At 46.5% G+C, this 19,761-nt stretch carries 20 protein-coding genes, 2 pseudogenes and 1 riboswitch; of the genes and pseudogenes, 17 read left to right on the top strand and 5 right to left on the bottom strand.

Features of this window, described 5'->3' with window-relative positions; genetic code table 11:
- Nucleotides 1-12: 12 nt before the first annotated feature.
- Nucleotides 13-909, bottom strand: a complete 897-nt coding sequence (locus ABNN70_RS11080) for a YitT family protein (protein ID WP_353947819.1) — start codon at nucleotides 907-909, stop codon at nucleotides 13-15.
- Between the two features lie 209 nt (nucleotides 910-1,118).
- Here ABNN70_RS11080 and ABNN70_RS11075 point away from each other — a divergent pair, with 209 nt between their 5' ends.
- From ABNN70_RS11075 to ABNN70_RS11020, 12 genes and pseudogenes are all read left to right on the top strand, one after another.
- Nucleotides 1,119-1,445: a nucleotide pyrophosphohydrolase gene (locus ABNN70_RS11075; protein WP_353949422.1), complete on the top strand. Its 327-nt coding sequence runs from the start codon at nucleotides 1,119-1,121 to the stop codon at nucleotides 1,443-1,445.
- Between the two features lie 3 nt (nucleotides 1,446-1,448).
- Nucleotides 1,449-2,258: a 4-hydroxy-tetrahydrodipicolinate reductase gene (gene dapB, locus ABNN70_RS11070; RefSeq protein ID WP_353947818.1), complete on the top strand. Its 810-nt coding sequence runs from the start codon at nucleotides 1,449-1,451 to the stop codon at nucleotides 2,256-2,258.
- Between the two features lie 40 nt (nucleotides 2,259-2,298).
- A complete protein-coding gene (locus tag ABNN70_RS11065) occupies nucleotides 2,299-2,718 on the top strand; it encodes a methylglyoxal synthase (RefSeq protein WP_129929032.1) in 420 nt (139 codons plus the stop codon).
- A 42-nt stretch (nucleotides 2,719-2,760) separates the two neighbouring features.
- A complete protein-coding gene (locus ABNN70_RS11060; RefSeq protein ID WP_353947817.1) occupies nucleotides 2,761-3,978 on the top strand; it encodes a CCA tRNA nucleotidyltransferase in 1,218 nt (405 codons plus the stop codon).
- Nucleotides 3,936-4,931, top strand: coding sequence for a biotin--[acetyl-CoA-carboxylase] ligase (locus ABNN70_RS11055; protein ID WP_353947816.1), 996 nt, complete (start codon nucleotides 3,936-3,938; stop codon nucleotides 4,929-4,931). Before ABNN70_RS11060 ends, ABNN70_RS11055 begins: the two co-directional genes overlap by 43 nt.
- A gap of 250 nt (nucleotides 4,932-5,181) precedes the next feature.
- A complete protein-coding gene (gene panC, locus ABNN70_RS11050) occupies nucleotides 5,182-6,069 on the top strand; it encodes a pantoate--beta-alanine ligase (protein WP_353947815.1) in 888 nt (295 codons plus the stop codon).
- A gap of 176 nt (nucleotides 6,070-6,245) precedes the next feature.
- On the top strand, nucleotides 6,246-6,728 hold the full coding sequence (locus ABNN70_RS11045; RefSeq protein WP_353947814.1) for a DUF5590 domain-containing protein: 483 nt from the start codon (nucleotides 6,246-6,248) through the stop codon (nucleotides 6,726-6,728).
- Between the two features lie 42 nt (nucleotides 6,729-6,770).
- Nucleotides 6,771-7,955 (top strand): pyridoxal phosphate-dependent aminotransferase, encoded by a 1,185-nt coding sequence (locus ABNN70_RS11040; protein ID WP_353947813.1) that lies wholly within the window; start codon nucleotides 6,771-6,773, stop codon nucleotides 7,953-7,955.
- A 172-nt stretch (nucleotides 7,956-8,127) separates the two neighbouring features.
- Nucleotides 8,128-9,419 (top strand): annotated as a pseudogene (gene asnS, locus ABNN70_RS11035) (asparagine--tRNA ligase).
- Between the two features lie 125 nt (nucleotides 9,420-9,544).
- Nucleotides 9,545-10,243: a DnaD domain-containing protein gene (locus tag ABNN70_RS11030; RefSeq protein WP_129929039.1), complete on the top strand. Its 699-nt coding sequence runs from the start codon at nucleotides 9,545-9,547 to the stop codon at nucleotides 10,241-10,243.
- 15 nt (nucleotides 10,244-10,258) lie between these two features.
- Nucleotides 10,259-10,893 (top strand): annotated as a pseudogene (nth, locus tag ABNN70_RS11025) (endonuclease III).
- A gap of 123 nt (nucleotides 10,894-11,016) precedes the next feature.
- Entirely contained in the window at nucleotides 11,017-11,466 is a 450-nt protein-coding gene (locus tag ABNN70_RS11020) for a YpoC family protein (protein ID WP_353947812.1), read from the top strand.
- Nucleotides 11,467-11,548: 82 nt separating this feature from the next.
- On the opposite strand, the gene ABNN70_RS11015 is transcribed toward ABNN70_RS11020, so the two are convergent.
- Together ABNN70_RS11015 and recU are read right to left on the bottom strand one after the other, a co-directional pair.
- Nucleotides 11,549-14,062 carry a PBP1A family penicillin-binding protein gene (locus tag ABNN70_RS11015; protein ID WP_353947811.1) on the bottom strand — a complete coding sequence of 838 codons (2,514 nt, stop codon included), beginning with the start codon at nucleotides 14,060-14,062 and terminating at the stop codon, nucleotides 11,549-11,551.
- A gap of 77 nt (nucleotides 14,063-14,139) precedes the next feature.
- Nucleotides 14,140-14,748 (bottom strand): Holliday junction resolvase RecU, encoded by a 609-nt coding sequence (gene recU / locus ABNN70_RS11010; RefSeq protein WP_353947810.1) that lies wholly within the window; start codon nucleotides 14,746-14,748, stop codon nucleotides 14,140-14,142.
- 240 nt (nucleotides 14,749-14,988) lie between these two features.
- On the opposite strand from recU, the gene ABNN70_RS11005 reads away from it, so the two are divergent.
- A complete protein-coding gene (locus ABNN70_RS11005; RefSeq protein WP_353947809.1) occupies nucleotides 14,989-15,285 on the top strand; it encodes a hypothetical protein in 297 nt (98 codons plus the stop codon).
- 44 nt (nucleotides 15,286-15,329) lie between these two features.
- Nucleotides 15,330-15,710, top strand: coding sequence for a YppE family protein (locus ABNN70_RS11000; RefSeq protein WP_353947808.1), 381 nt, complete (start codon nucleotides 15,330-15,332; stop codon nucleotides 15,708-15,710).
- Between the two features lie 11 nt (nucleotides 15,711-15,721).
- Here the strand turns inward: ABNN70_RS11000 and ABNN70_RS10995 are convergent, their stop codons facing one another.
- On the bottom strand, nucleotides 15,722-15,925 hold the full coding sequence (locus ABNN70_RS10995; RefSeq protein ID WP_353947807.1) for a hypothetical protein: 204 nt from the start codon (nucleotides 15,923-15,925) through the stop codon (nucleotides 15,722-15,724).
- Complete coding sequence (locus ABNN70_RS10990) at nucleotides 15,897-16,571, bottom strand: hypothetical protein (protein WP_353947806.1); 675 nt, start codon at nucleotides 16,569-16,571, stop codon at nucleotides 15,897-15,899. The genes ABNN70_RS10995 and ABNN70_RS10990 overlap by 29 nt, the downstream gene beginning before the upstream one ends.
- 109 nt (nucleotides 16,572-16,680) lie before the next feature.
- Nucleotides 16,681-16,778, top strand: a riboswitch (TPP riboswitch).
- 88 nt (nucleotides 16,779-16,866) lie between these two features.
- Between ABNN70_RS10990 and ABNN70_RS10985 the strand changes: the two genes are divergently transcribed.
- Genes ABNN70_RS10985 through ABNN70_RS10975 form a run of 3 tightly spaced genes read left to right on the top strand, consistent with a single transcriptional unit; the run spans nucleotide 16,867 to nucleotide 19,700 of the window.
- Entirely contained in the window at nucleotides 16,867-17,463 is a 597-nt protein-coding gene (locus ABNN70_RS10985; RefSeq protein ID WP_353947805.1) for an ECF transporter S component, read from the top strand.
- A complete protein-coding gene (locus tag ABNN70_RS10980; protein WP_353947804.1) occupies nucleotides 17,447-18,937 on the top strand; it encodes an ABC transporter ATP-binding protein in 1,491 nt (496 codons plus the stop codon). The genes ABNN70_RS10985 and ABNN70_RS10980 overlap by 17 nt, the downstream gene beginning before the upstream one ends.
- Nucleotides 18,897-19,700, top strand: a complete 804-nt coding sequence (locus ABNN70_RS10975; protein ID WP_129929050.1) for an energy-coupling factor transporter transmembrane component T — start codon at nucleotides 18,897-18,899, stop codon at nucleotides 19,698-19,700. Before ABNN70_RS10980 ends, ABNN70_RS10975 begins: the two co-directional genes overlap by 41 nt.
- Nucleotides 19,701-19,761: the final 61 nt, after the last annotated feature.

The following is a 19,761-nucleotide window of genomic DNA, read 5'->3' as shown; positions in this document are numbered from 1 at the left end:
TGCAGGTCTGAATTAGTCTTTGTTTACTTCATTTTTCCCGAGAAACTGATCAAGATTTGATTTATCAAGCGTAAATCCTTCACCGAAGACCTCGTGAACATCATTTATTGTAACAAAGGCGTCCGGGTCCACTTCCAAAATCAGATTTTTTAAACGAAACACTTCGTTGCGGCTGACGACACAATAGAGGACCCTGATGTGTTGCCTGGTATACCCTCCTTTCCCATAAAGCAGCGTCACACTGCGGTTCAGCTGAGAAATGATTTTTCCGGCAATATCATCACTCTTCCGCGAAAAAATCAACATGGCTTTTCCTGCGTACGCACCGCGCTGAATCACATCAATCATCCGTGCACCAACAAAAACACCGACGAGTGTATACATCATTTGCCGGTAATCGAGATAAATAAGTGAGAGAATGATGACGGAAACATCAATGACCAGCATCGTTTTACTCATGGTCCAGCCAAATTTCTTGTGGGTGACCCGGGCGACAATATCTGAACCGCCTGTTGTGCCTCCATATCGGAAAATGATGCCCAGTCCACCGCCGATGAATGCTCCGGCAAAAAGTGCAGCGAGAAACAGATCGTGTTTCAGTGAGAAATCAAATGTGATCCAGTACTGAAATATAAATAGAAAAAAAGACAGTGAAAATGTTCCAATCAATGTATAGATAAATTCATCCCGTCTGAAAAACTTCCATCCTGCAAGAAACAGAGGCAGGTTAAGAACAATGTTACTGATGCCGGGGTCAATGGAAAATAAATTATACAAAATGAGCGTCACACCAGTGACGCCACCTTCGGCCAGCTGGTTTTTCATGTTAAAGTTCACGAGTCCGAAAGCATAAATCGCTGCACCTGCCAGGATGAAAAGGATATTTTTTGTTTTTAACTGTAGATTCAATGAGGTCACACCTTTCCGTACATATAACCTCTATAATCATAATCGTAAGAGCGTTTACGTTCAACATCATCTTTGAAAGCTGAACGATCAGGTCAGAATATTGTACCTTTTTTCTGCTTTTCCCGTAAAGTTCTTTGATTCCGGACGAACAATTCGATAGAATATAGTGAGATTATAGAGAGTGGGGATGCGGATTGCCGGATAAATCGATGAAAGAATTACAGCAGGACGTGGACGGATACATCAGACAGTTTAAAGAAGGTTATTTCTCGCCGCTTGCTCTCCTGGCACGGCTGACGGAAGAGCTTGGCGAACTGGCACGGGAAGTGAACCATTATTACGGCGAGAAGAAGAAAAAGCCATCAGAGCCGGAGAAAACGGTCGAAGAAGAACTTGGCGATCTGATGTTTGTTGTCATTTGTATGGCTAACCGTTTACATATTGATCTGGATACAGCTTTAGAACGTGTGCTGGCTAAATTCAACACACGTGATAAAAATCGCTGGACACGAATCAGTGATGAAAGGAAACGATAAATCATGGTGGAAGAAAAAAAAATTCGAATTGTTGTTGCAGGACTGAGAGGCAGAATGGGTTCAGAAACCGTACGGATGATCTCCAACACGCCTGAATTCGAACTGATTGCAGGGGCGGATGACGGGCATGACGGAGAAGATGCGGGACATCTTCTTGGTATTCCGGACCTGCATGCACGGGTGTATGATGATATAGAAAAGTGTCTGTCTGCAGAGCAACCCGATGTCCTGATTGATTTTACCAATCCGGAGGCGGGAAAAAGAAATCTTCAGGCGGCGATTGATTTTGGCGTACGGCCAGTAATCGGGACATCCGGTTTTTCCAATGAAGAAGTCTCCGGTTACAGAAGACAAATGGATGAAAAAAAGCTTGGCGGGATCATTGCTCCCAATTTCGCCATTGGTGCCGTCCTGGTTATGAAATTCAGTCAGATGGCGGCTAAGTATTTTCCTGATGTAGAAATTATTGAACTGCATCATGACGAAAAGAAAGATGCACCGTCGGGAACTGCGGTTAAAACAGCCGAGCTGATTGAAAAAAGCAGGAAACCGAAGAAACAGGGTGCACCTGATGAACGTGAAACGTTAAAAGGGGCGAGGGGAGCCGATTTTGATGGCATGCGCATTCACAGTGTTCGCCTGCCTGGTCTTGTAGCCCATCAGGAAGTGCTCTTCGGCAGCAAAGGCGAATTGCTCACGCTGCGTCATGACTCCATGGACCGGGCTTCATTCATGACCGGTGTCACCTACGCTGTCCGTACCGTCATGTCACTCAACACACTGGTTTACGGTCTGGAAAATCTGCTGGATTAACAGGCTCTGCACAGAAGGGCTTAAGAGAGAAGGTGACATGATGAATATTGCTTTAATTGCCCATGACAAAAAAAAGCCGGAAATGATTCAATTCACTATGGCTTACAAACCGGTGCTTGAACAGCATAAGCTGTTTGCAACAGGTACAACCGGTACGAAAGTCATGGAAGCAACCGGGCTGCAGGTACATCGCTTTCAGTCCGGTCCCCTCGGAGGTGATCAGCAGATTGGCGCAATGATCGCTTCCAACGAGATGGATTTAGTAATTTTTTTGCGCGATCCCCTGACAGCACAACCGCATGAACCCGATGTCAACGCACTGCTGAGACTCAGTGATGTCTACAGAATTCCTCTTGCAACAAATATGGCATCCGCTGAGATTATGATGCATGCACTCAGACGCGGCGAATTTCACTGGCGTGAACTGGTTCATGCAAAAAATAACGGACAGGGTGCGTAACTGATCTTAGATTAACCCATGGCAATTGAATGAGGTGTTGACTTGGAATTTCCATTTACTGACGCCGCCTTCCTTCTGGATACACTGACTTCACATGGATATGAAGCATACGTGGTCGGAGGAGCGGTTCGTGATTACCTGCTTGGCCGGCCGGTTCATGATGTTGATATAGCCACCTCAGCTCATCCGGATGATGTCATCTCACTGTTTAAAAGGACGGTACCGACAGGAATCAGGCACGGAACCATCACTGTGATTTACAAAAAGCGCAGTTATGAAGTCACGACGTTTCGGTCAGAAGCTGATTATTACGATTTTCGTCATCCAGGCAAGGTAACATTTGAAACTTCTCTGGACAAGGATCTGATGCGCCGTGATTTCACGATCAATGCGCTGGCTATGGAACGGACAGGACGCATCATTGATCTTTTTGGCGGGACAGAAGATATGTCTTTAAAAAGAATTCGGATGGTCGGCAGTCCTGCCGAACGTATCACAGAAGACCCGCTGCGTATCATGCGTGGCATCCGTTTTGTCTCTGAACTCAATTTCAATTTGGGCTCAGATGAACAAGCCGCCTTTTCCGAAAAGGCCACGCTTCTCCGGAAGATCTCTGTCGAACGAATTGAACAGGAAATGACCAGACTGCTTGACGGACCGGCAAGGGCAAAGGCGATAAAACTTCTGTTTACGACCGGGTGCCTGTATGCCTTACCACTCATAAAAAACAAACCTGCTGCCGTGGAGCCGGATCAGGTTGATTTCTCAGTACTTGCGACAAATGATGAGCGATGGACCGCTTTCCTTCTTGTGCTTGGATTCAGGGATACTGCAAAATTTGCCCGGGAGTGGAAATGGCCTGGAGCACGACGGAAAGCGGTAGCCCGACTGCAGTACTATTTTGAGCAGCGAAAAAGGGAGCCCTGGAGCCAGTTATCCATTTACGTTGCCGGTCTCAGGAATGCCCAGTCGGTTGAACGCTTACTGTGTGCTTTCGGGCAAATCAGGAGAGACAGGCTCAGTGAAAGCCTGGACCGTATCAACAGGATCTGGGCTTCCTGCCGGATTCACAGCAGGAGTGAACTCGCTGTAAATGGCAGGGACCTGCTCACCTGGTCGGATGCCCGGCAGGGGCCCTGGATGAAAGAAGCGCTCAATCAAATTGAGCAAAATGTCGTGACCGGTAGAATAGCGAATGATCGGGAGGCGATCGAATCATGGTTCAGAACATGGCAGGCCAAACAAAAAAAGCGATTCTAATGATGCTGTATGAAAACCGTAACCGTTTTCTGTCCGGTCAGCGTATATCAGAAGAGATTGGCTGTTCACGTACAGCAATATGGAAACATATTCGCGAACTGATCCATGAGGGATATACCATTGAAGCTGTTCAGAAAAGAGGATACAAACTGGCCGGAGCTCCTGAAGGCCTGAATGAGGCGGCCCTGTCTGTCGATCTCCATACCCGGAAAATCGGCCGTCATATTCGATTTTATGATTCAATCGGATCCACGCAAAAAGAGGCACTCCGTCTGGCAGATGAAGGGGCAGAAGACGGTACTGTTGTGATCACTAATGAACAGACTGCTGGGAGAGGACGTCTGGGTCACAACTGGCAGTCACAGCGTGGTAAAAATATCGCCATGAGCCTGATACTCAGACCTGGTCTCTCTATTGAAAAAACGCCGCAGCTGACCCTTGTTGCAGCCGTTGCCGCGGCAGAGACAATCGAGAAAGAGGCGGGTTTCTCCTGCGGCATTAAATGGCCGAACGATATACTCTGGCGAGGACAGAAACTGGTCGGGATTCTGACAGAACTTCAGGCTGAGGCAAGTTTCGTCAAAGCGGTTGTGATGGGTATAGGGATCAATGTCAATACTGAAGCTGATGCCTTTCCGGAAGACTTGCGTGGACAGGCAGGTTCCCTGTTTTCGATCACAGGCAGAAAATATGATCTGTCCCGGTTCACCAGAACATTCTGGGAGATCTTTGAATCTCTATACCAGTTATTTCTCAGTAAGGGATTCATTGCCATCAAACCCTTGTGGGAAAAAAGGGCAATCAGTCTTGGAAAACCCATTCGGATCCGCCGCCCGGGCGGAGTGGTACTCCGTGGTAAGGCGCTTGGTATTAATGCTGAAGGAATTTTACTCCTTCAGCAGGACAATCAGCAGATTGTACCGGTTTACTCCGCTGATATTGAATGGAACTGAGCAGGATAACTCAGAAAACTTTTAGTCTTTCAAGGCGAAAAGGCCGGTTGATTTTGCTATAATAAATAGTGCATACAGGTTGCGATGACGGGCCGTATTTTTTAAAGGGAAAACAGTACCCGCAACCTTTTATCACAAACAGTCTGCCATGATCCGCACCGGACATGGACGGAGGAAAGCCTCCGGTGAGGTTTCTTATCAACCGGCCGGTGGCTCAATCTTCCTATGGACAATAGGAGGAAGTAAAAGAATGGTAAGGGTAAAAAAAGGAATTCTGAAGATTTTTGCCGATCCTGCCTCTATATCCCGTTATGTACGGGAACAGAAGGCCGTAGGGAAAACAGTTGGATTCGTTCCAACCATGGGCTCACTTCATGAAGGTCACGCGTCTCTGTTCAGAAAAGCAGTCGAAACCAGTGATTGTGTGATTGCCAGTATTTTTGTGAACCCGGCGCAGTTTGGTGATCGTGAGGATTTCGAGCATTACCCTCATCATCTGGATCAAGACTTCATGATAGCGGAGAAAGCAGGTGTTCATGCACTTTTTACGCCTGATGAACAATCGATCTATCCGAGTGGGATGGATTTCACTGTCCGTGTCCATACAAAAACGGATGTACTCTGCGGTGTCAGTCGGCCTGGTCATTTTGAAGGCGTCGCCACCGTGCTGACAAAATTATTTAATATCATTCAGCCGGATCATGTCTATTTTGGTATGAAAGATGCCCAGCAGGCAGCGATCATTTCCAGTCTGATCCATTCATTTCATTATTCAATTCAGATGCATTTGTGTCCGATCAATAGAGAGTCTGACGGGCTCGCCCGCAGTTCCAGGAACCTTCGCCTGACGCCCGATGAACGTCAGGAAGCTCCGGAAGTGTATCGCGGACTTCAGGCCGGACTTTTATCCATGAAGAATGGAGAACGCCGGAGGGATCAGATTATCGACGCGGTGATGTCCTATTACTCGAGTCATCTCGTTCTGGGTGCTGTGGACTATGTTGATCTCCTGAGTTATCCGGAACTGACCAGAAGGAAGGATCCCATTTCCGGCCCGTTCATTCTTGCGTGTGCCATTAACTATCGCCAGGCCCGCCTGATTGATAATATCACGGCGAATACCGCGGATCTGTCATAAACCAACCCGGGTCAGGCATGGTGCTGAAGGCTGTCGTCCTGCTGCCCCTGTCTGTGAAGAAATCTTGCATGACGGTCAGAGAATGATTACGCTTAATCTGCCGGTAAATGGTAATCATGCGACAAGTCCGTTCCCGGATTTTGTCGCCCCTACATAATAAAGCAAAAGGTGATCCTTTGAAAAACTGGATTATAGCGGGCATCCTGTGCATTCTCGTTCTGCCCGTCCTGGGCTTCTATCAGATTTACAGTCATAATATGAATGACTTGGATCATGCTGCCGGTACCGCAGCTGAAAAAGCAAAACAGCAGTACGGGATTCAAAACGTTTTATCCGTCACCTACTATCACGGAAGCGATGCCTATCAGGTTGTCAACGGGACAAGAAACGGTCGAAGGATTTACGTCTGGGTCCCGGACCAGCCTAAGCAGGCTGACTTTATCGTCAGAGGTGCCAATAAGGGAATTACAGAAAAACAGGCTCTCCATACGCTTTCAGACATGAAACTTGATGTAAAGAAGATTCAGTCTGTCCGGCTGGGTGCCATTCATAACCAGCCGGTCTGGATGATCACTTTTCTGAACAGCAGAAACAATTATAATTATGTTGCCATATACTTTGATAACGGCAAGGAAGCCCAGAGGATTCTGAATGTCTGAATTCCGGTCACATATCCTTTTCGATTACAGGGAGGAAATATCATGCAATTAGCAGATCGTGTTGCAACAATTACACCTTCAAGTACTTTGGCAATCACTGCGAAAGCCGGTGAACTGGCGGCTCAGGGCTACGACGTTATTGGCCTCGGCGCCGGACAGCCTGATTTCAATACACCGGATTTTATTATTGATGCGGCTACAAAAGCGCTGAAAGCCGGACATACAAAATATACACCGACAGCCGGGCTTCCTGAACTGAAGCAGGCGATTATCGGAAAACTGAAGCGTGATCAGGGATTCCTGTATGATCCCTCACAGATTATTGTCGGTAACGGAGCGAAGCACGTTCTGTACCTGCTGTTTCAGGCACTTCTTAATCCTGGAGATGAGGTCCTTATTCCCGCACCTTACTGGGTCAGCTATCCGGAACAGGTTAAACTTGCCGGAGGGGTACCGGTACCCATAAAGACAACGCAGGACCAGGCTTTTAAAATATCGGTCGATGACCTGAAAAAAACAGCGACTAATAAAACGAAAGCTTTGATTCTCAATTCGCCAAGTAACCCGACCGGCATGATTTATCGTCGGGAGGAGCTGGAACCTGTTGCCGAATATTGTCTTAAACATGGCATACTGATCGTATCAGATGAGATCTATGAGAAGCTGATCTATAACGGGAATACCTTTTTTTCTATCGCTCAGATCTCAGATGAGGTGAAAGCAAACACGATCGTCATCAACGGAGTTTCTAAATCGCATGCGATGACCGGCTGGCGTATCGGCTACGCAGCAGGTGACGCGAAATTGATTAAAGCGATGACTAATGTAGCGAGTCACAGTACCTCTAACCCTGCTTCTGCTTCTCAGTATGCAGCAATTGCTGCCTATAATGGTCCACAGGAAAGCGTGGAACAGATGCGCCAGGCATTCGAGAAACGGCTTAATACCGTTTATGACCGGCTGATCGCACTGCCGGGTATTGACTGTCTGAAGCCTCAGGGGGCATTTTACTTATTTCCTGATATCAGTAAAGCAGCTGTTTCCTGCGGATTCAGCTCAGTTTCAGATTGGGTTGCCGCATTACTTGATGAAGAAAAAGTAGCCGTTGTTCCCGGTGCAGGATTCGGTGCCCCGGAACATATCCGGCTTTCTTATGCGACTTCGCTCGAAAAATTTGAAACTGCTCTGGACAGAATAGAGCACTTTATTCGTAAACACACAAAATGATCAGATGAGGTTTATCCCACATGAACGGACTGTACTACCTCAAGGGGCATGAGGGTAAACGAACAGACCCGGGTGGGGGATATCAGCCCGATGGGTTCAGCGAACAGTCAGTGGGGGCGAGGCAAACTCCCACTGATTGACGTTTCACTTTATTATTGGGGGTCTTTGAAACATGAAAGCAACCGTTTCAGAAATTAATCAACATGTCGGAGAAGAAGTCACCATTGGAGCGTGGCTGGCAAATAAACGATCAAGCGGCAAGATACAATTCCTTGAATTAAGAGATGGTACCGGTTATATTCAGGGGGTCGTTCTGAAAAATGCGGTCGACGATAAAAGCTGGGAGGAAGCTAAAGAACTCACTCAGGAAAGTTCACTGTATGTTTCCGGCACCGTAAGAGAGGACAAACGCGCGCCATCCGGTTTCGAACTGACGGTTTCTTCAATTGAAATCATTCAGATTGCTCAGGACTACCCCATCACAAATAAAGAACACGGTGTGGAATTTCTTATGGATCATCGTCATTTATGGCTGCGTTCCAGCCGTCAGCATGCCATCCTCAGAATCCGTAACGAGTTAATTAAGGCAACATATGATTTCTTTAACAATAATGGTTTTATTAAAGTGGATCCGCCGATACTGACAGGGAGTTCAGCAGAAGGAACAACAGATCTGTTCCACACAAAATATTTTAATCAGGACGCCTATCTATCCCAGAGCGGTCAGCTGTACATGGAAGCGGCGGCCATGGCATTCAGAAATGTATTCTCTTTTGGTCCGGCCTTTCGGGCAGAAAAATCAAAGACCAGACGTCATCTGATTGAATTTTGGATGATTGAACCCGAAATGGCATTCTGTGATCATGAGCAAAACCTGAAGATTCAGGAAGACTACATAACCTTCCTTGTCCGCGGGTACTGAAAAACTGTCAGAATGAGTTGAAGACCATTGGAAGGGATACTTCAAAACTGGAAAAAATTAAACCCCCGTTTCCGAGAATAACTTATGATCAGGCCGTTGACTTTTTAAAACAGCAGGGATTTGATGATATAGAATGGGGTGATGATTTCGGTTCACCGCATGAAACAGCCATCGCTGAACATTTTGATGTACCTGTTTTTGTTACGGAATATCCGACAAAAGCAAAGGCTTTCTATATGAAACCTGTCCCGGGCAGAGAGGAAGTTGTTCTGTGTGCTGATCTGCTTGCCCCCGAAGGGTATGGAGAAATTATAGGCGGGAGTCAGCGAATTGATGATCTCGAATTGATGAAGAAACGATATCAGCAGTATCATCTGACAGACCCATCCTATAAATGGTATCTGGAACTTCGTCAATACGGATCCGTTCCGCATTCCGGTTTTGGTCTCGGTCTGGAGCGCGCAGTGGCATGGATCTGCGGACTTGACCATATCCGGGAGACAATCCCGTTCCCAAGACTCCTGAACAGGATTTATCCGTAACGGTCAAATCAGATGATAGAAGCAGCCGGACGGGCATTTCTCAGGATGCCTGTCCTTTTTATTATTGATTCAGGACCGTTCGTCCAGACAGGCAATGTTATAATAACTCATGAGGTGTCAAAAATATGGATACAAAATTTATGTTGCATCTGATGACAGATAGCAGTGTCAGTATTCCCTCTTTACTGATCAAACATTATCATGACATTGGTCTGAATGAACAGGAATGTATGCTCTTGATTCAGGTTCATTCGTTTATCATAAAAGGGGATGACTTTCCGACGTTTACTGATCTGTCCCGGAGAATGACGCTCGATGAGACGGCGTGTGCCGATATGCTGCGAACGCTGGTTCAGCGTGGATTTCTGTCCATTGTTCAGAAGACGGAGAACGATGTCTATTCTGAAGCTTACTCACTTACACCCTTATGGGAAAAGTTGCTGCAATATGCTGTTCGTCAGGAAAGTAAGGCGGCACTTCAGGGAAATGAAGAAGCGCTGTATACACTCTTTGAGAATGAATTCAGCAGACCGTTGTCTCCGATTGAATGTGAAACACTCGCGATGTGGATTGACGAAGATCACCAGTCTCCGGCGATGATCAAAGCCGCTTTGCGTGAAGCTGTTGTTTCAGGAAAGCTGAACTTCCGTTATATAGACCGAATTTTATTTGAGTGGAAGAAGAACGGTATAAAGACTTTGGATCAGGCAAAAGAACATGGAGATCAGATCCGGCATCTTCAGCAGTCCCATCATGCCAATAAGGGAAGCGTAAGGGGCAAGGCACCGCAGAAGCCGGCATATGACTGGCTGGATCATGAATGAAAGGAGCTGGCGGTCATATTAAACCAGAAACAGATTAATTATGTTCTGGAGACAATCGGTCAGATGTTTCCCAACGCACATTGTGAACTCAATCACCGTAATCCTTTTGAACTGACCATTGCCGTCATGCTTTCGGCACAGTGTACAGATGCTCTTGTAAATCGGGTTACTCCGTCATTATTTCATAAGTATCATGAGCCGGAAGACTATCTGGCTGTTCCACTGGAAGAACTGCAGCATGACATCCGCTCAATCGGCCTTTATCGGAATAAAGCCCGACATATCCGTCAGATGTGTACCCGACTGATTGAGGAATATGACGGCAGGATCCGGATTCAATGGAAGAGCTGATCAAACTTCCGGGGATCGGGAGAAAAACCGCAAATGTGATTCTCTCCGTGGCATTCGGTGTACCTGCAATCGCTGTCGATACGCATGTCGAACGGGTGACTAAGAGACTTGGCATCTGCAGATGGAAGGACAGTGTCTTTGAGGTAGAGAAAACTCTGATGAAGCGGGTTCCGAAAGAGAAATGGTCAGAAACGCATCACCGGTTGATTTTTTTCGGACGTTATCACTGTAAAGCACAACACCCGAACTGTCCCGAATGCCCGCTTCTCGACCTGTGCCGGAAGGCAGAAAACGGATGAAAAGGACAAATCAGGCAAAGAACGATGTGATCGGTCATGCTTAGAATTCCGGAAGAATTCCGACAAGCTCCTTTTTATCAGCACAGATCTGAACTATCCATACCGAAAAATAGGGAAGAAAGGATGCGCATTCCTTTCTTCTACGACATGTTATTTAAGGGTGATTCTTCGTTACTGGCGACCTGGCCATGGCAGGAAGAGGATCCCGTTCTTCCATACTTATGGGAAGAGCGCCAGCAGATCAGAACAGCTTTTCATCGCAGGCAATCTGAACAGGCAAAAGGGCTGATGTTACATGCTGTATCTGCATTTATTGATCACATGGTCTGGACAGCGAATCGTCCTGTACGAACACTGTCTCCGGTAGAGTTAACTTCAGAACTTCAGGCGCTGCCCTTTGCGCCGCTTAATCTTCAGGAGAGACTCAAGTATATTTTCCGGCAGCCCGACCGCTATATATCATTTATTCAACTGGACAACCTTCAGGAAGAACTGACAAAAAAACTTGCCGTGTACCATCGGATGAAAAAAAGCCTGCCGGCCGGCAAGCCTTTGACACCACCAGAAGCTTAGTTATTCTGAAACATTTATTTAGTCTTCATTAGATCACAAAAAGAAAACGGGCATTTGCCCGTTTTCTTTTTGTACGTCTGTATTATGGAGCTGGAGCCGTTGGATTATTATCCGTTGGTTCATTATCCGTTGCATCATTATTCGATGGTTCATTATCCATTGCATCATTATCCGTTGCATCATTATCCGATGGTTCATTATCCGTTGCATCATTATCCGGTGGGTTATTATCCGGTGGGCCATTATTACCGTTATCGTTATTACCGTTACCATTATTACCATTACCGCTACCGTTTCCCTGTCCTCCTCCTGTTGATGCTGAAGAAGAGGAAGAACTTTGTGACGAAGAGGAAGAAACTGAACTGCCTGTCGCCGGTGGCTGCGAACTGCTGGCAGGAGCGGACGAGCTTGAAGAAGACGGCATGCTCGAACTGGAGTTATCGCCCTGCTGATTTCCTTCATCCTTCTCCTGATTAGAATGATTCTTTACATCTGCATTTTTTACCGCCAGTTCTCCTCCGCCAATATGGATCACTGAATCGGGCTGAACAAAATCGGGTGCTCCCGGCATGAACGGTGTCATGATATTTTTAAAGATCGTCATGGAGTAGCGCTGTTCACCGGTGCCAAGAAAAGTTCCGAAATCCTTTGAACTGACTGAATCACTCTTAACGCCTGAATAGCCCGTCCATACTGCTGTTGTCAGACGGCTGGTATACCCGACAAACCACGCTGCGGTAGCACCGTGATCCTGATCATATTTAGAAATGTGATGCTGTGCTGCAAAATCATCATCAATATTTTGGGTGCCCGTTTTTCCTGCCAGAGCTGTACCCGGAATATTGGCCCGGGTACCCGTTCCCTTAGTCATGACATCCTTCAGTATATCGGTAATCATATATGCCGTATAGTCATGCATGGCGACACGTCTCTGGTGATCAAGTTGAATAATTTCTCCGTCCGGTTTGACAATCTTTCGCACACCATAGGGCTCATTATATACACCATTGTTGCCAAATGCCGCATATGCACCGGCCATTTGCAGCGGTGTAGATGAGAAGGAGCCAATAGCGTAAGATTCCTGGAAGGGCTGTGTCGGATCCACAACTTCGCCACGAATGCCCAGATTACGGGCAAATGTCCGAATGGGTTTCGATGATCCTTTAGTTTGAATGAATTCCTGCATCGTCCGTAAAGCAGGAACATTTCGTGACAGATACAGAGCTTTACGAATCGTCATGGGACCCATAAACTTGCCGTCCCAGTTGCCGACCTCTTGATTCGAACCGGAATAGGTCGTTCCTTGCTTGTCATCAACCATATAATCCGTCGGCCATTTCAAGTATTCAATCGCCGGGCCGTAATCCATTAACGGTTTGGAAGTGGATCCAATGCTTCGTCCATCCATGAAGGCTCTGTTTGTATTCGAGTACTGATAATTTCTCCCGCCTCCCAGCGCACGAATCGCACCGGTCTGGGTATCAATGACCGACACAGCACCGTTGAAGTTCTTTTGTACATTAGGATAATTCTTTTCATTGTTGAGAATATCTTCAGTACGTTTCTGTATCTTCGGATCAAGAGTTGTATATATTTTCAGTCCGCCTGAAGTGAATTCCTGTTCGCTGATGACTTTTTCCTGATCCACCAGGACGCGGCGAATGTAATCAAGAAACGCACCATATTTTCGATTAACGGGTTTATTCTCTTTATGCTTAGCAGTCATTTCCTTCATCGAAACGTTCTTGGCACGGGCTGCCTGCTCAGGGGTAATCGCTTTATTGCTCACCATGAGATCCAGTACCAGGTCGCGACGCTGCTTTGCCCGATCCGGATGAGTAATCGGATTGTAGTAACCCGGATTTCGCGTCATCGCAGCCAGCATCGCCGCCTGAGGAAGTGTAATATTTTTCAGCTCCGTACCAAAATAGTGCTGCGAAGCTGCGGCAACACCATAAGTCGGACCTGAACCCAGGTAAATCTGATTCAGGTACATTTCAAGTATCTGTTTTTTTGTGTACTGCTTCTCAAGCTGAATCGCCAGATACGCTTCCTGTATTTTTCGGGTAAACGTCTTATTCTGACTCAGCATAGCATTGCGGACCACCTGCTGCGTAATGGTACTTGCACCTTCGGATTTAAAACCCTTCGTGAACTGGGCAACCCCTGCACCCATAATACGTATTGGATCAACTCCGAAATGCCGGTAAAATCGAACATCCTCGGTTGAAATATACGCATCCTGAACAACTGCCGGAATCGATTTGATCGGCATATATTCACGATTCTCTCCGGCATCTATTATCATCGCTTCTTTATCGTTCTGATCATATATAACAGAGGATGCCGGGTTCTTCAGTTCTTGTTCATTCAAAGCCGGAGCATTTTTTATTATTGCAAATACGGTTACCGCACCTGCGAGTATCATGAAGAGGATAATCAGAGAAAGAATGATCAGTACCCGTTTAAACCAGCCTCTTTTTTTACCGCCACCTCCGGAAGGTTTTCTGTGTTTATGAGAAGGGGAGTCGTTCGCACGTTTCCGCGCAAGTTCTGCGGCACGGCGCCTCTCCATTCTCGTATGATATTCAACCATGATTCTATCCTACCTTTCTCAACAGCCTGCCCATGGTTTACTTCCTAATACTATTCGCTTTTCTCTGCGGATTATGACTAATTAAAGTAAACATCCCGGACCACGCGAAGATAATCCAGCCGCGGCATAAAATGCTGCGGAATCAAATGTCCCTTTTTCAGAAATAAAGTCCGGGGCATGGATTTTCTTCCGCCATGTTTCAGAGAGGCTCGCCAGCATTCAGAAAGAACAGATGCGTCAAGCAAAAAGACCTCATTGCTTTTTTTAAATTTAACAATGATAAATCCGATGCCACCGTGCCTTCTGATCCGGTCCATGTGCGTCACCTGATGTTCATGGAAGTTCTTCAAAGGAATATAATTGGCATGTGTCGTCTCCTTTGCCTCAAAATCAACATATTTCCCCTTGAATACACCATTATAATCTGTCGTGGAAGCTTTACGGAAATAGGCTTCAGTAATTTTTGCAGCACTTCGTCGCGGATAATCAACATGGACAATCTGAACCGGCGTCGGCTTTTTATAAATCACTGCCTGGTCGGAATGGAGGTAATACTGATTGCTGACATTAAGATCTTCCTCCAGCGTCATCCCCCGATGACCATATGTCACCTGCCGCTGATCCTCGTGAGGTGTTTCTTCTCCTTTTTTCCTGTAAGGCTGCCCGTTTGGATAATAGATGGTCATATCTCGTAGCCTCTCTTTGACAGATTGCTATTAACATACCACAGTATACCAAAATGAGCCATGCTCGGAAATAAAATGGCGCATCCTTTGTGACTGTTTCACAAAAGAACAGCATTTATGAAGCTATTTAAAGGCAATACGAGTTTTGTCGCACGGGTACCAGTTTTGTCGCCTGCAGAGGGGAAAGCAGCTGCTCTATAGAAGTTTAAGAGTAAACATGAAAAGGGAAGAAGGGATATTTTGCACACACTGGCCGCGGATACTAAAAAAAATGGTCTGTCGCTCCAGTCTCTTGAAAATAAAATGGACAGGCTTTTTCTAATGATGGAACAGCTGGAAAATAAAGTGATGTGCCGAACGTCTGACCTCATTGATCATCAATTATCTGAGTGTCGGGAAAAACTGCTGTACGAAGAAAAAGAGATGATCATGATCAATGAATCTGTGATCCACCCGAACGGTCCGGCCAGCACGCAACAAGAGGAGGCGGCAGGGGAGCACATGCTCAAACATCGTTTTCATGCGCTCCCTTCATGATTCATGTTAAACTGGATATGAATAGGACTTTAGAGGTGTGTATCATGCCAGAGAATGAAAAAGCAAGGTTGAAAGAGATGACCTGCGAACTGAAATTATATAATAGAAAGGCAAAAGCGCAATTTACAGACCGGACCCGCCGGCCTGACTATTCCGTTGATTTCTTCGGTGAAGTCAAACCCTTTGCGGATCACGTCCAGCACCTGATTGACAGCTGGCGCCCGCTTGCAGAAACATGGGTGCGTGAAGACCATCCGGAATATGTTTATCCCATTCAAATTAAAGATACGTATGATAACCTTTCGATTATATGCGTTACCGCTTTTCAAAAGGACACGCGCCGGCGACGTTTTCTGGAGATGATCAAATCCATCGATTACGTTCTGGATAATATACTTGAAGACCTGCAAGTAGATCAGGGTTAACTTGTTTCTCATTATTCTCCCTGCATCCTGATAAGGGACCAAAGGACGAATAAAAAATAGGGGATGCCGCAAAAAATAATGATCCGGTACATGATCCGGGTCATGGCTTCAAAGCAGTCTTCGACAGACAGCCTTTCAATTCGGCGGATGCCATTCTGAAATCGATCATTTAGCGCAGTGGGTCTTTTATTTGTGGCTGTAATGAATTTTCCCATAATTTCTGCCTCCGATTTTTTCTCGTTTCTTTAATAAAATATATGGCCTGTCCACAACACTTATGCTAAAAAAACGCTGCGTGCGGGATTCCATGCGCCGGATCATGGCTGCAATCTGATCCATCGTTTTCCTTCCAAGGTCCGGGAACCCGTCTGTATCAAGAGCAATCGTACTTCCCGAATAGATCGGATACACGCCGCTGAACCCGCCATTTAATATGAAGAAAGGGGGAACAGCAGAACTTCGGAGGAAAAGAAGATACTCACCATCTGCCAGCGGCCCGGTATATATCCGGTTCAGGGGATCATCGGGCACCGGCAAGGGTTCGATACCCGTTGTCAGGAGCAGGGGAGGGGCTGAGAAGGTTCCCTTCAGCACACTGACCGGGTAGAGTTTCTGTGAAGCATTGACCAATCTGCGTCCGGACGACAGCTTCCAGCCGGTTTCCCATCGCCTGATTCGGCCATCAATATGAACCTGTATGACAAGATCTGAAGACTGGATAAGTGCGGCGGTGTTCTCCGGCCGTTGTGATCGAATAATCTGGTCGGGAGAGTCTTGCCGGAGGAACGCCTGATCCGTTTCTGAAAAAGGTCCCAAAATAAACAGGAGAAGAACAATCAGTGATTGAGGTGCAGAAAACATATAAACACTCCATTCTGGCGGATCTGTCATTATTGAAAGCGATTTATGTTAAAAATTGTTGAACATTTACCCCAGCTGTAGTATGTTTATTATGAAAATAAAATAATCATTTGAACACTAGGGGTGCTTTTGCTGAGAAGAGCTTTGACTCTGACCCTCGGACCTGATCTGGATAATACCAGCGTAGGGAAGTGGCTGATGTTGCTGAAGGATGCCATACCGCTTCTCCGTTCCCTGGGAAAGCGGTTTTTTTATTTACACCCTGGTCAACAAATGATTTTAGGGGGAAATCAGAATGGAAACAGAAAAAAAGAAATATGCACTCAATCTTACGGATATTCTCGTGACCATTGTTGTTGCACTCGCCTTCGGACTTGTCTTCAGACTCATGGGACCGGTTTATGATTTACTTCAGCCATTCGGTATGCATCTGGAGCAACTGATTTACGGTATCTGGTATATCGCCGGGCCTTTTGCAGCACTCTTGATACGGAAACCGGGTGTTGCTCTACTGGCTGAAACAGCAGCAGCGCTTGCCGAAGTGCTTTTCGCAGGAAGCGGCGGCATACAGAATCTTTATTATGGATTGATACAGGGAGGTTTTTCTGAACTGATCTTTGCCCTCTGGCTCTACCGGCGCTTTACTTTTTCTGTTGCTATGCTGTCCGGATTTTCTGCTGCCATCGGATCATTTATTCTGGATTATGCCTATGGCTATATGACCGGTCTTGCCGGATGGAATCTGACACTATATGTGATATTCCGTTTAATCAGTTCCGCATTGATTGCCGGTGGATTTGCTTACGTTCTTGTTAAAGCGCTTGAGAAGACGGGTGTTACACAAATTCTGCGTCCTGTTTCGAAGGAAGACTATGATGTCCTCAAAAAATGAGCAAAGGATCTGGGGAGTTACCAATCTGAGGCTTGCTTTCCCGAAAAAAGAATCAATGTCTTTCAAAGATCTTACTTTTCATTATCAGGAAGGTGAAAAAATTCTGTTCCTTGGTCCTTCCGGATGTGGGAAATCCACTCTTCTGCAGGTGCTTTCAGGTCTGATTCCAGGCAGCGTCGAACTCCCTATGCGTACCGACAGAATAAGCCTTCCGGATAACTGGGGATTCATCTTCCAGGACCCGGAGACACAGTTCTGCATGCCCTATGTAGATGAAGAGATCGCTTTCGTCCTGGAGAATCAGCAGATTAAACGCAGCAAAATGCCGGATCTGATCAACCATTATCTCAGAATGGTCGGACTCTTTTTTCCCGATTCACATCGCCTGATCCGAACCCTGTCAGGGGGTATGAAACAAAGGCTTGCGATCGCAAGTGTGCTGGCACTTGAGCCTGAAGTCCTGTTTCTTGATGAGCCAACTGCTCTGCTTGATCCGGATGGAACAAGAGCGCTCTGGGAAACGGTAAGAGAAGTCAGTCATAAGAGGACACTGATCATTGTGGAACACAAAATTAATCACGTCCTGGATTTTATTGACCGTGTCGTTTTATTCAATACTTCCGGAGAAATTATTGCCGATGGACCGAAATCCGAAATGATTCGGAATCATGAAAAAGAACTGGATGACGATGGTATCTGGTACCCGGGAGCCTGGCCGTCATATGAAAAAGAACGGTCAGGTCATGCCGCCAGAAGCAAGTTTCATGATCCGCTTCTCGATCTTGATCAGTTTTGTGTCTATCGGAATAAAGCGGTGACTTTTTCTCTTGCAGAATTGAAGATCCGGCAAGGGGAATGGATTGCCATAATTGGTGAGAACGGGGCCGGAAAGAGTACTATGGTCGAAGGCATAATGGGTCTGATACCCTGCAGCGGCCATGTTCGCTGGCATTTGGATCATCCGGAAGACGAGATTGCCTTCGTCTTTCAGAATCCGGAATATCAGTTTGTCACTGACCGGACGGATGATGAGATGGGATTCAGTCTGGTCCTGAGGGGAACTCCTCCGGAAGTCGTAGAAGAATCCGTCAACGACTCCCTGGACCGGTTTTCTCTGACAGACCAGCGCAGGCAGAATCCCTTTCAGCTCTCTGTGGGGCAGAAAAAGCGGCTGAGCGTTGCTTCAGCTCTGATCACGCGTCCAAAAGTGGTCATTTTGGATGAACCGACATTCGGACAGGATGCCAGAAATACATTTGCCCTGCTTGATGTCTTTCAGAAACTCAGGGAATCAGGTACAACGATTATCATGGTCACCCATGAGATGGAAATCGTCCGCCATTTTGCGACGCGTGTGCTGGAGATTCACGAGGGCCGGCTGGTCAGCGACCGGCTGCAGACCGATAAACCACGGGGGAGGGAAGGTGAAGCGGATGGACCATATCTGGACGGACACGGACAAATGGTTTTTTAAGATTAATCCTGCACTTAAATTTACGGGTATTGCCTCACTATTTATTGTATATCTTTTTGTACAAAACCTGAACACCATGATCTGGGCCACCCTGATTTTTACCGTGATTTATCTGTGTGTCGGCGGGTTTTCAGCCAGATTTTCCTTCTGGTTTATTCTTTTTACTTTTATCGTATCCTTCTTCAGTGCCTCTGCGATCATCTTTTTCAGTGAAGGGAATCAGGTGCTTTTCCGCTGGGGACTTGTATCGATCAGTGTAGAGAGCCTGACAAAAGGCGTTTTACTTGGACTCCGTTCTTTTACATTCAGCATGATTGGTCTGATCTTTGCTTCAACCACTGAACCCGTCCGCTTTTTCTATTCGTTAATGCAGCAGCTGCGCATGCCTGTCCGATACGCATATGGCTGCCTGGCAGCCTTTCGTATGCTGCCGATGATGGGTGAGGAATTTATCCATATCCGTCAGGCAATGAAGGTCCGGGGAATGACGAATCAGAAGGGAGTCAGGGCAGTCTACGAAAGAATGAAGAGATATGCACTGACTATGCTGGTCCAGTCTATTCGAAGAGCGCAACGTACCGCAGTGGCGATGGAAGCAAAGAGATTTTCGCTGAAAGGAAAACGAACGTTTTATTACGAGATCGGCTGGAGCCGGTATGATGTAATCTTCGCTATCATTTTGGTCGTCGCAGTGGGTTCCGGCTTCTTTTTTTCTCAGTGGCTGCCCCTGACGCCGTATACGGATGTGATGGAAGGGTATTGAGCAGCCTGATCATTGAAGGGACGCACAAGGCCTGGTTCATATGAAAAAACGCCTCTCCAGC

Source organism: Sporolactobacillus sp. Y61 (assembly GCF_040529185.1).
In the GTDB taxonomy this organism is placed as follows: Bacteria; Bacillota; Bacilli; order Bacillales; family Sporolactobacillaceae; genus Sporolactobacillus.
This window is presented reverse-complemented; position numbering and strand designations above follow the sequence as displayed.

Excerpts from the sequence above, each read along its gene's own strand:
- ABNN70_RS11075 (WP_353949422.1), top strand. The coding sequence starts at position 1,119 with ATGAAAGAATTACAGCAGGACGTGGACGGATACATCAGACAGTTTAAA.
- dapB (WP_353947818.1), top strand. The coding sequence starts at position 1,449 with ATGGTGGAAGAAAAAAAAATTCGAATTGTTGTTGCAGGACTGAGAGGC.
- ABNN70_RS11065 (WP_129929032.1), top strand. The coding sequence starts at position 2,299 with ATGAATATTGCTTTAATTGCCCATGACAAAAAAAAGCCGGAAATGATT.
- ABNN70_RS11055 (WP_353947816.1), top strand. The coding sequence starts at position 3,936 with ATGGTTCAGAACATGGCAGGCCAAACAAAAAAAGCGATTCTAATGATG.
- panC (WP_353947815.1), top strand. The coding sequence starts at position 5,182 with ATGGTAAGGGTAAAAAAAGGAATTCTGAAGATTTTTGCCGATCCTGCC.
- ABNN70_RS11040 (WP_353947813.1), top strand. The coding sequence starts at position 6,771 with ATGCAATTAGCAGATCGTGTTGCAACAATTACACCTTCAAGTACTTTG.
- ABNN70_RS11030 (WP_129929039.1), top strand. The coding sequence starts at position 9,545 with ATGGATACAAAATTTATGTTGCATCTGATGACAGATAGCAGTGTCAGT.
- ABNN70_RS11020 (WP_353947812.1), top strand. The coding sequence starts at position 11,017 with ATGCGCATTCCTTTCTTCTACGACATGTTATTTAAGGGTGATTCTTCG.
- ABNN70_RS11015 (WP_353947811.1), bottom strand. The coding sequence starts at position 14,062 with ATGGTTGAATATCATACGAGAATGGAGAGGCGCCGTGCCGCAGAACTT.
- recU (WP_353947810.1), bottom strand. The coding sequence starts at position 14,748 with ATGACCATCTATTATCCAAACGGGCAGCCTTACAGGAAAAAAGGAGAA.
- ABNN70_RS11000 (WP_353947808.1), top strand. The coding sequence starts at position 15,330 with ATGCCAGAGAATGAAAAAGCAAGGTTGAAAGAGATGACCTGCGAACTG.
- ABNN70_RS10995 (WP_353947807.1), bottom strand. The coding sequence starts at position 15,925 with ATGGGAAAATTCATTACAGCCACAAATAAAAGACCCACTGCGCTAAAT.
- ABNN70_RS10990 (WP_353947806.1), bottom strand. The coding sequence starts at position 16,571 with ATGTTTTCTGCACCTCAATCACTGATTGTTCTTCTCCTGTTTATTTTG.
- ABNN70_RS10985 (WP_353947805.1), top strand. The coding sequence starts at position 16,867 with ATGGAAACAGAAAAAAAGAAATATGCACTCAATCTTACGGATATTCTC.
- ABNN70_RS10980 (WP_353947804.1), top strand. The coding sequence starts at position 17,447 with ATGTCCTCAAAAAATGAGCAAAGGATCTGGGGAGTTACCAATCTGAGG.
- ABNN70_RS10975 (WP_129929050.1), top strand. The coding sequence starts at position 18,897 with ATGGACCATATCTGGACGGACACGGACAAATGGTTTTTTAAGATTAAT.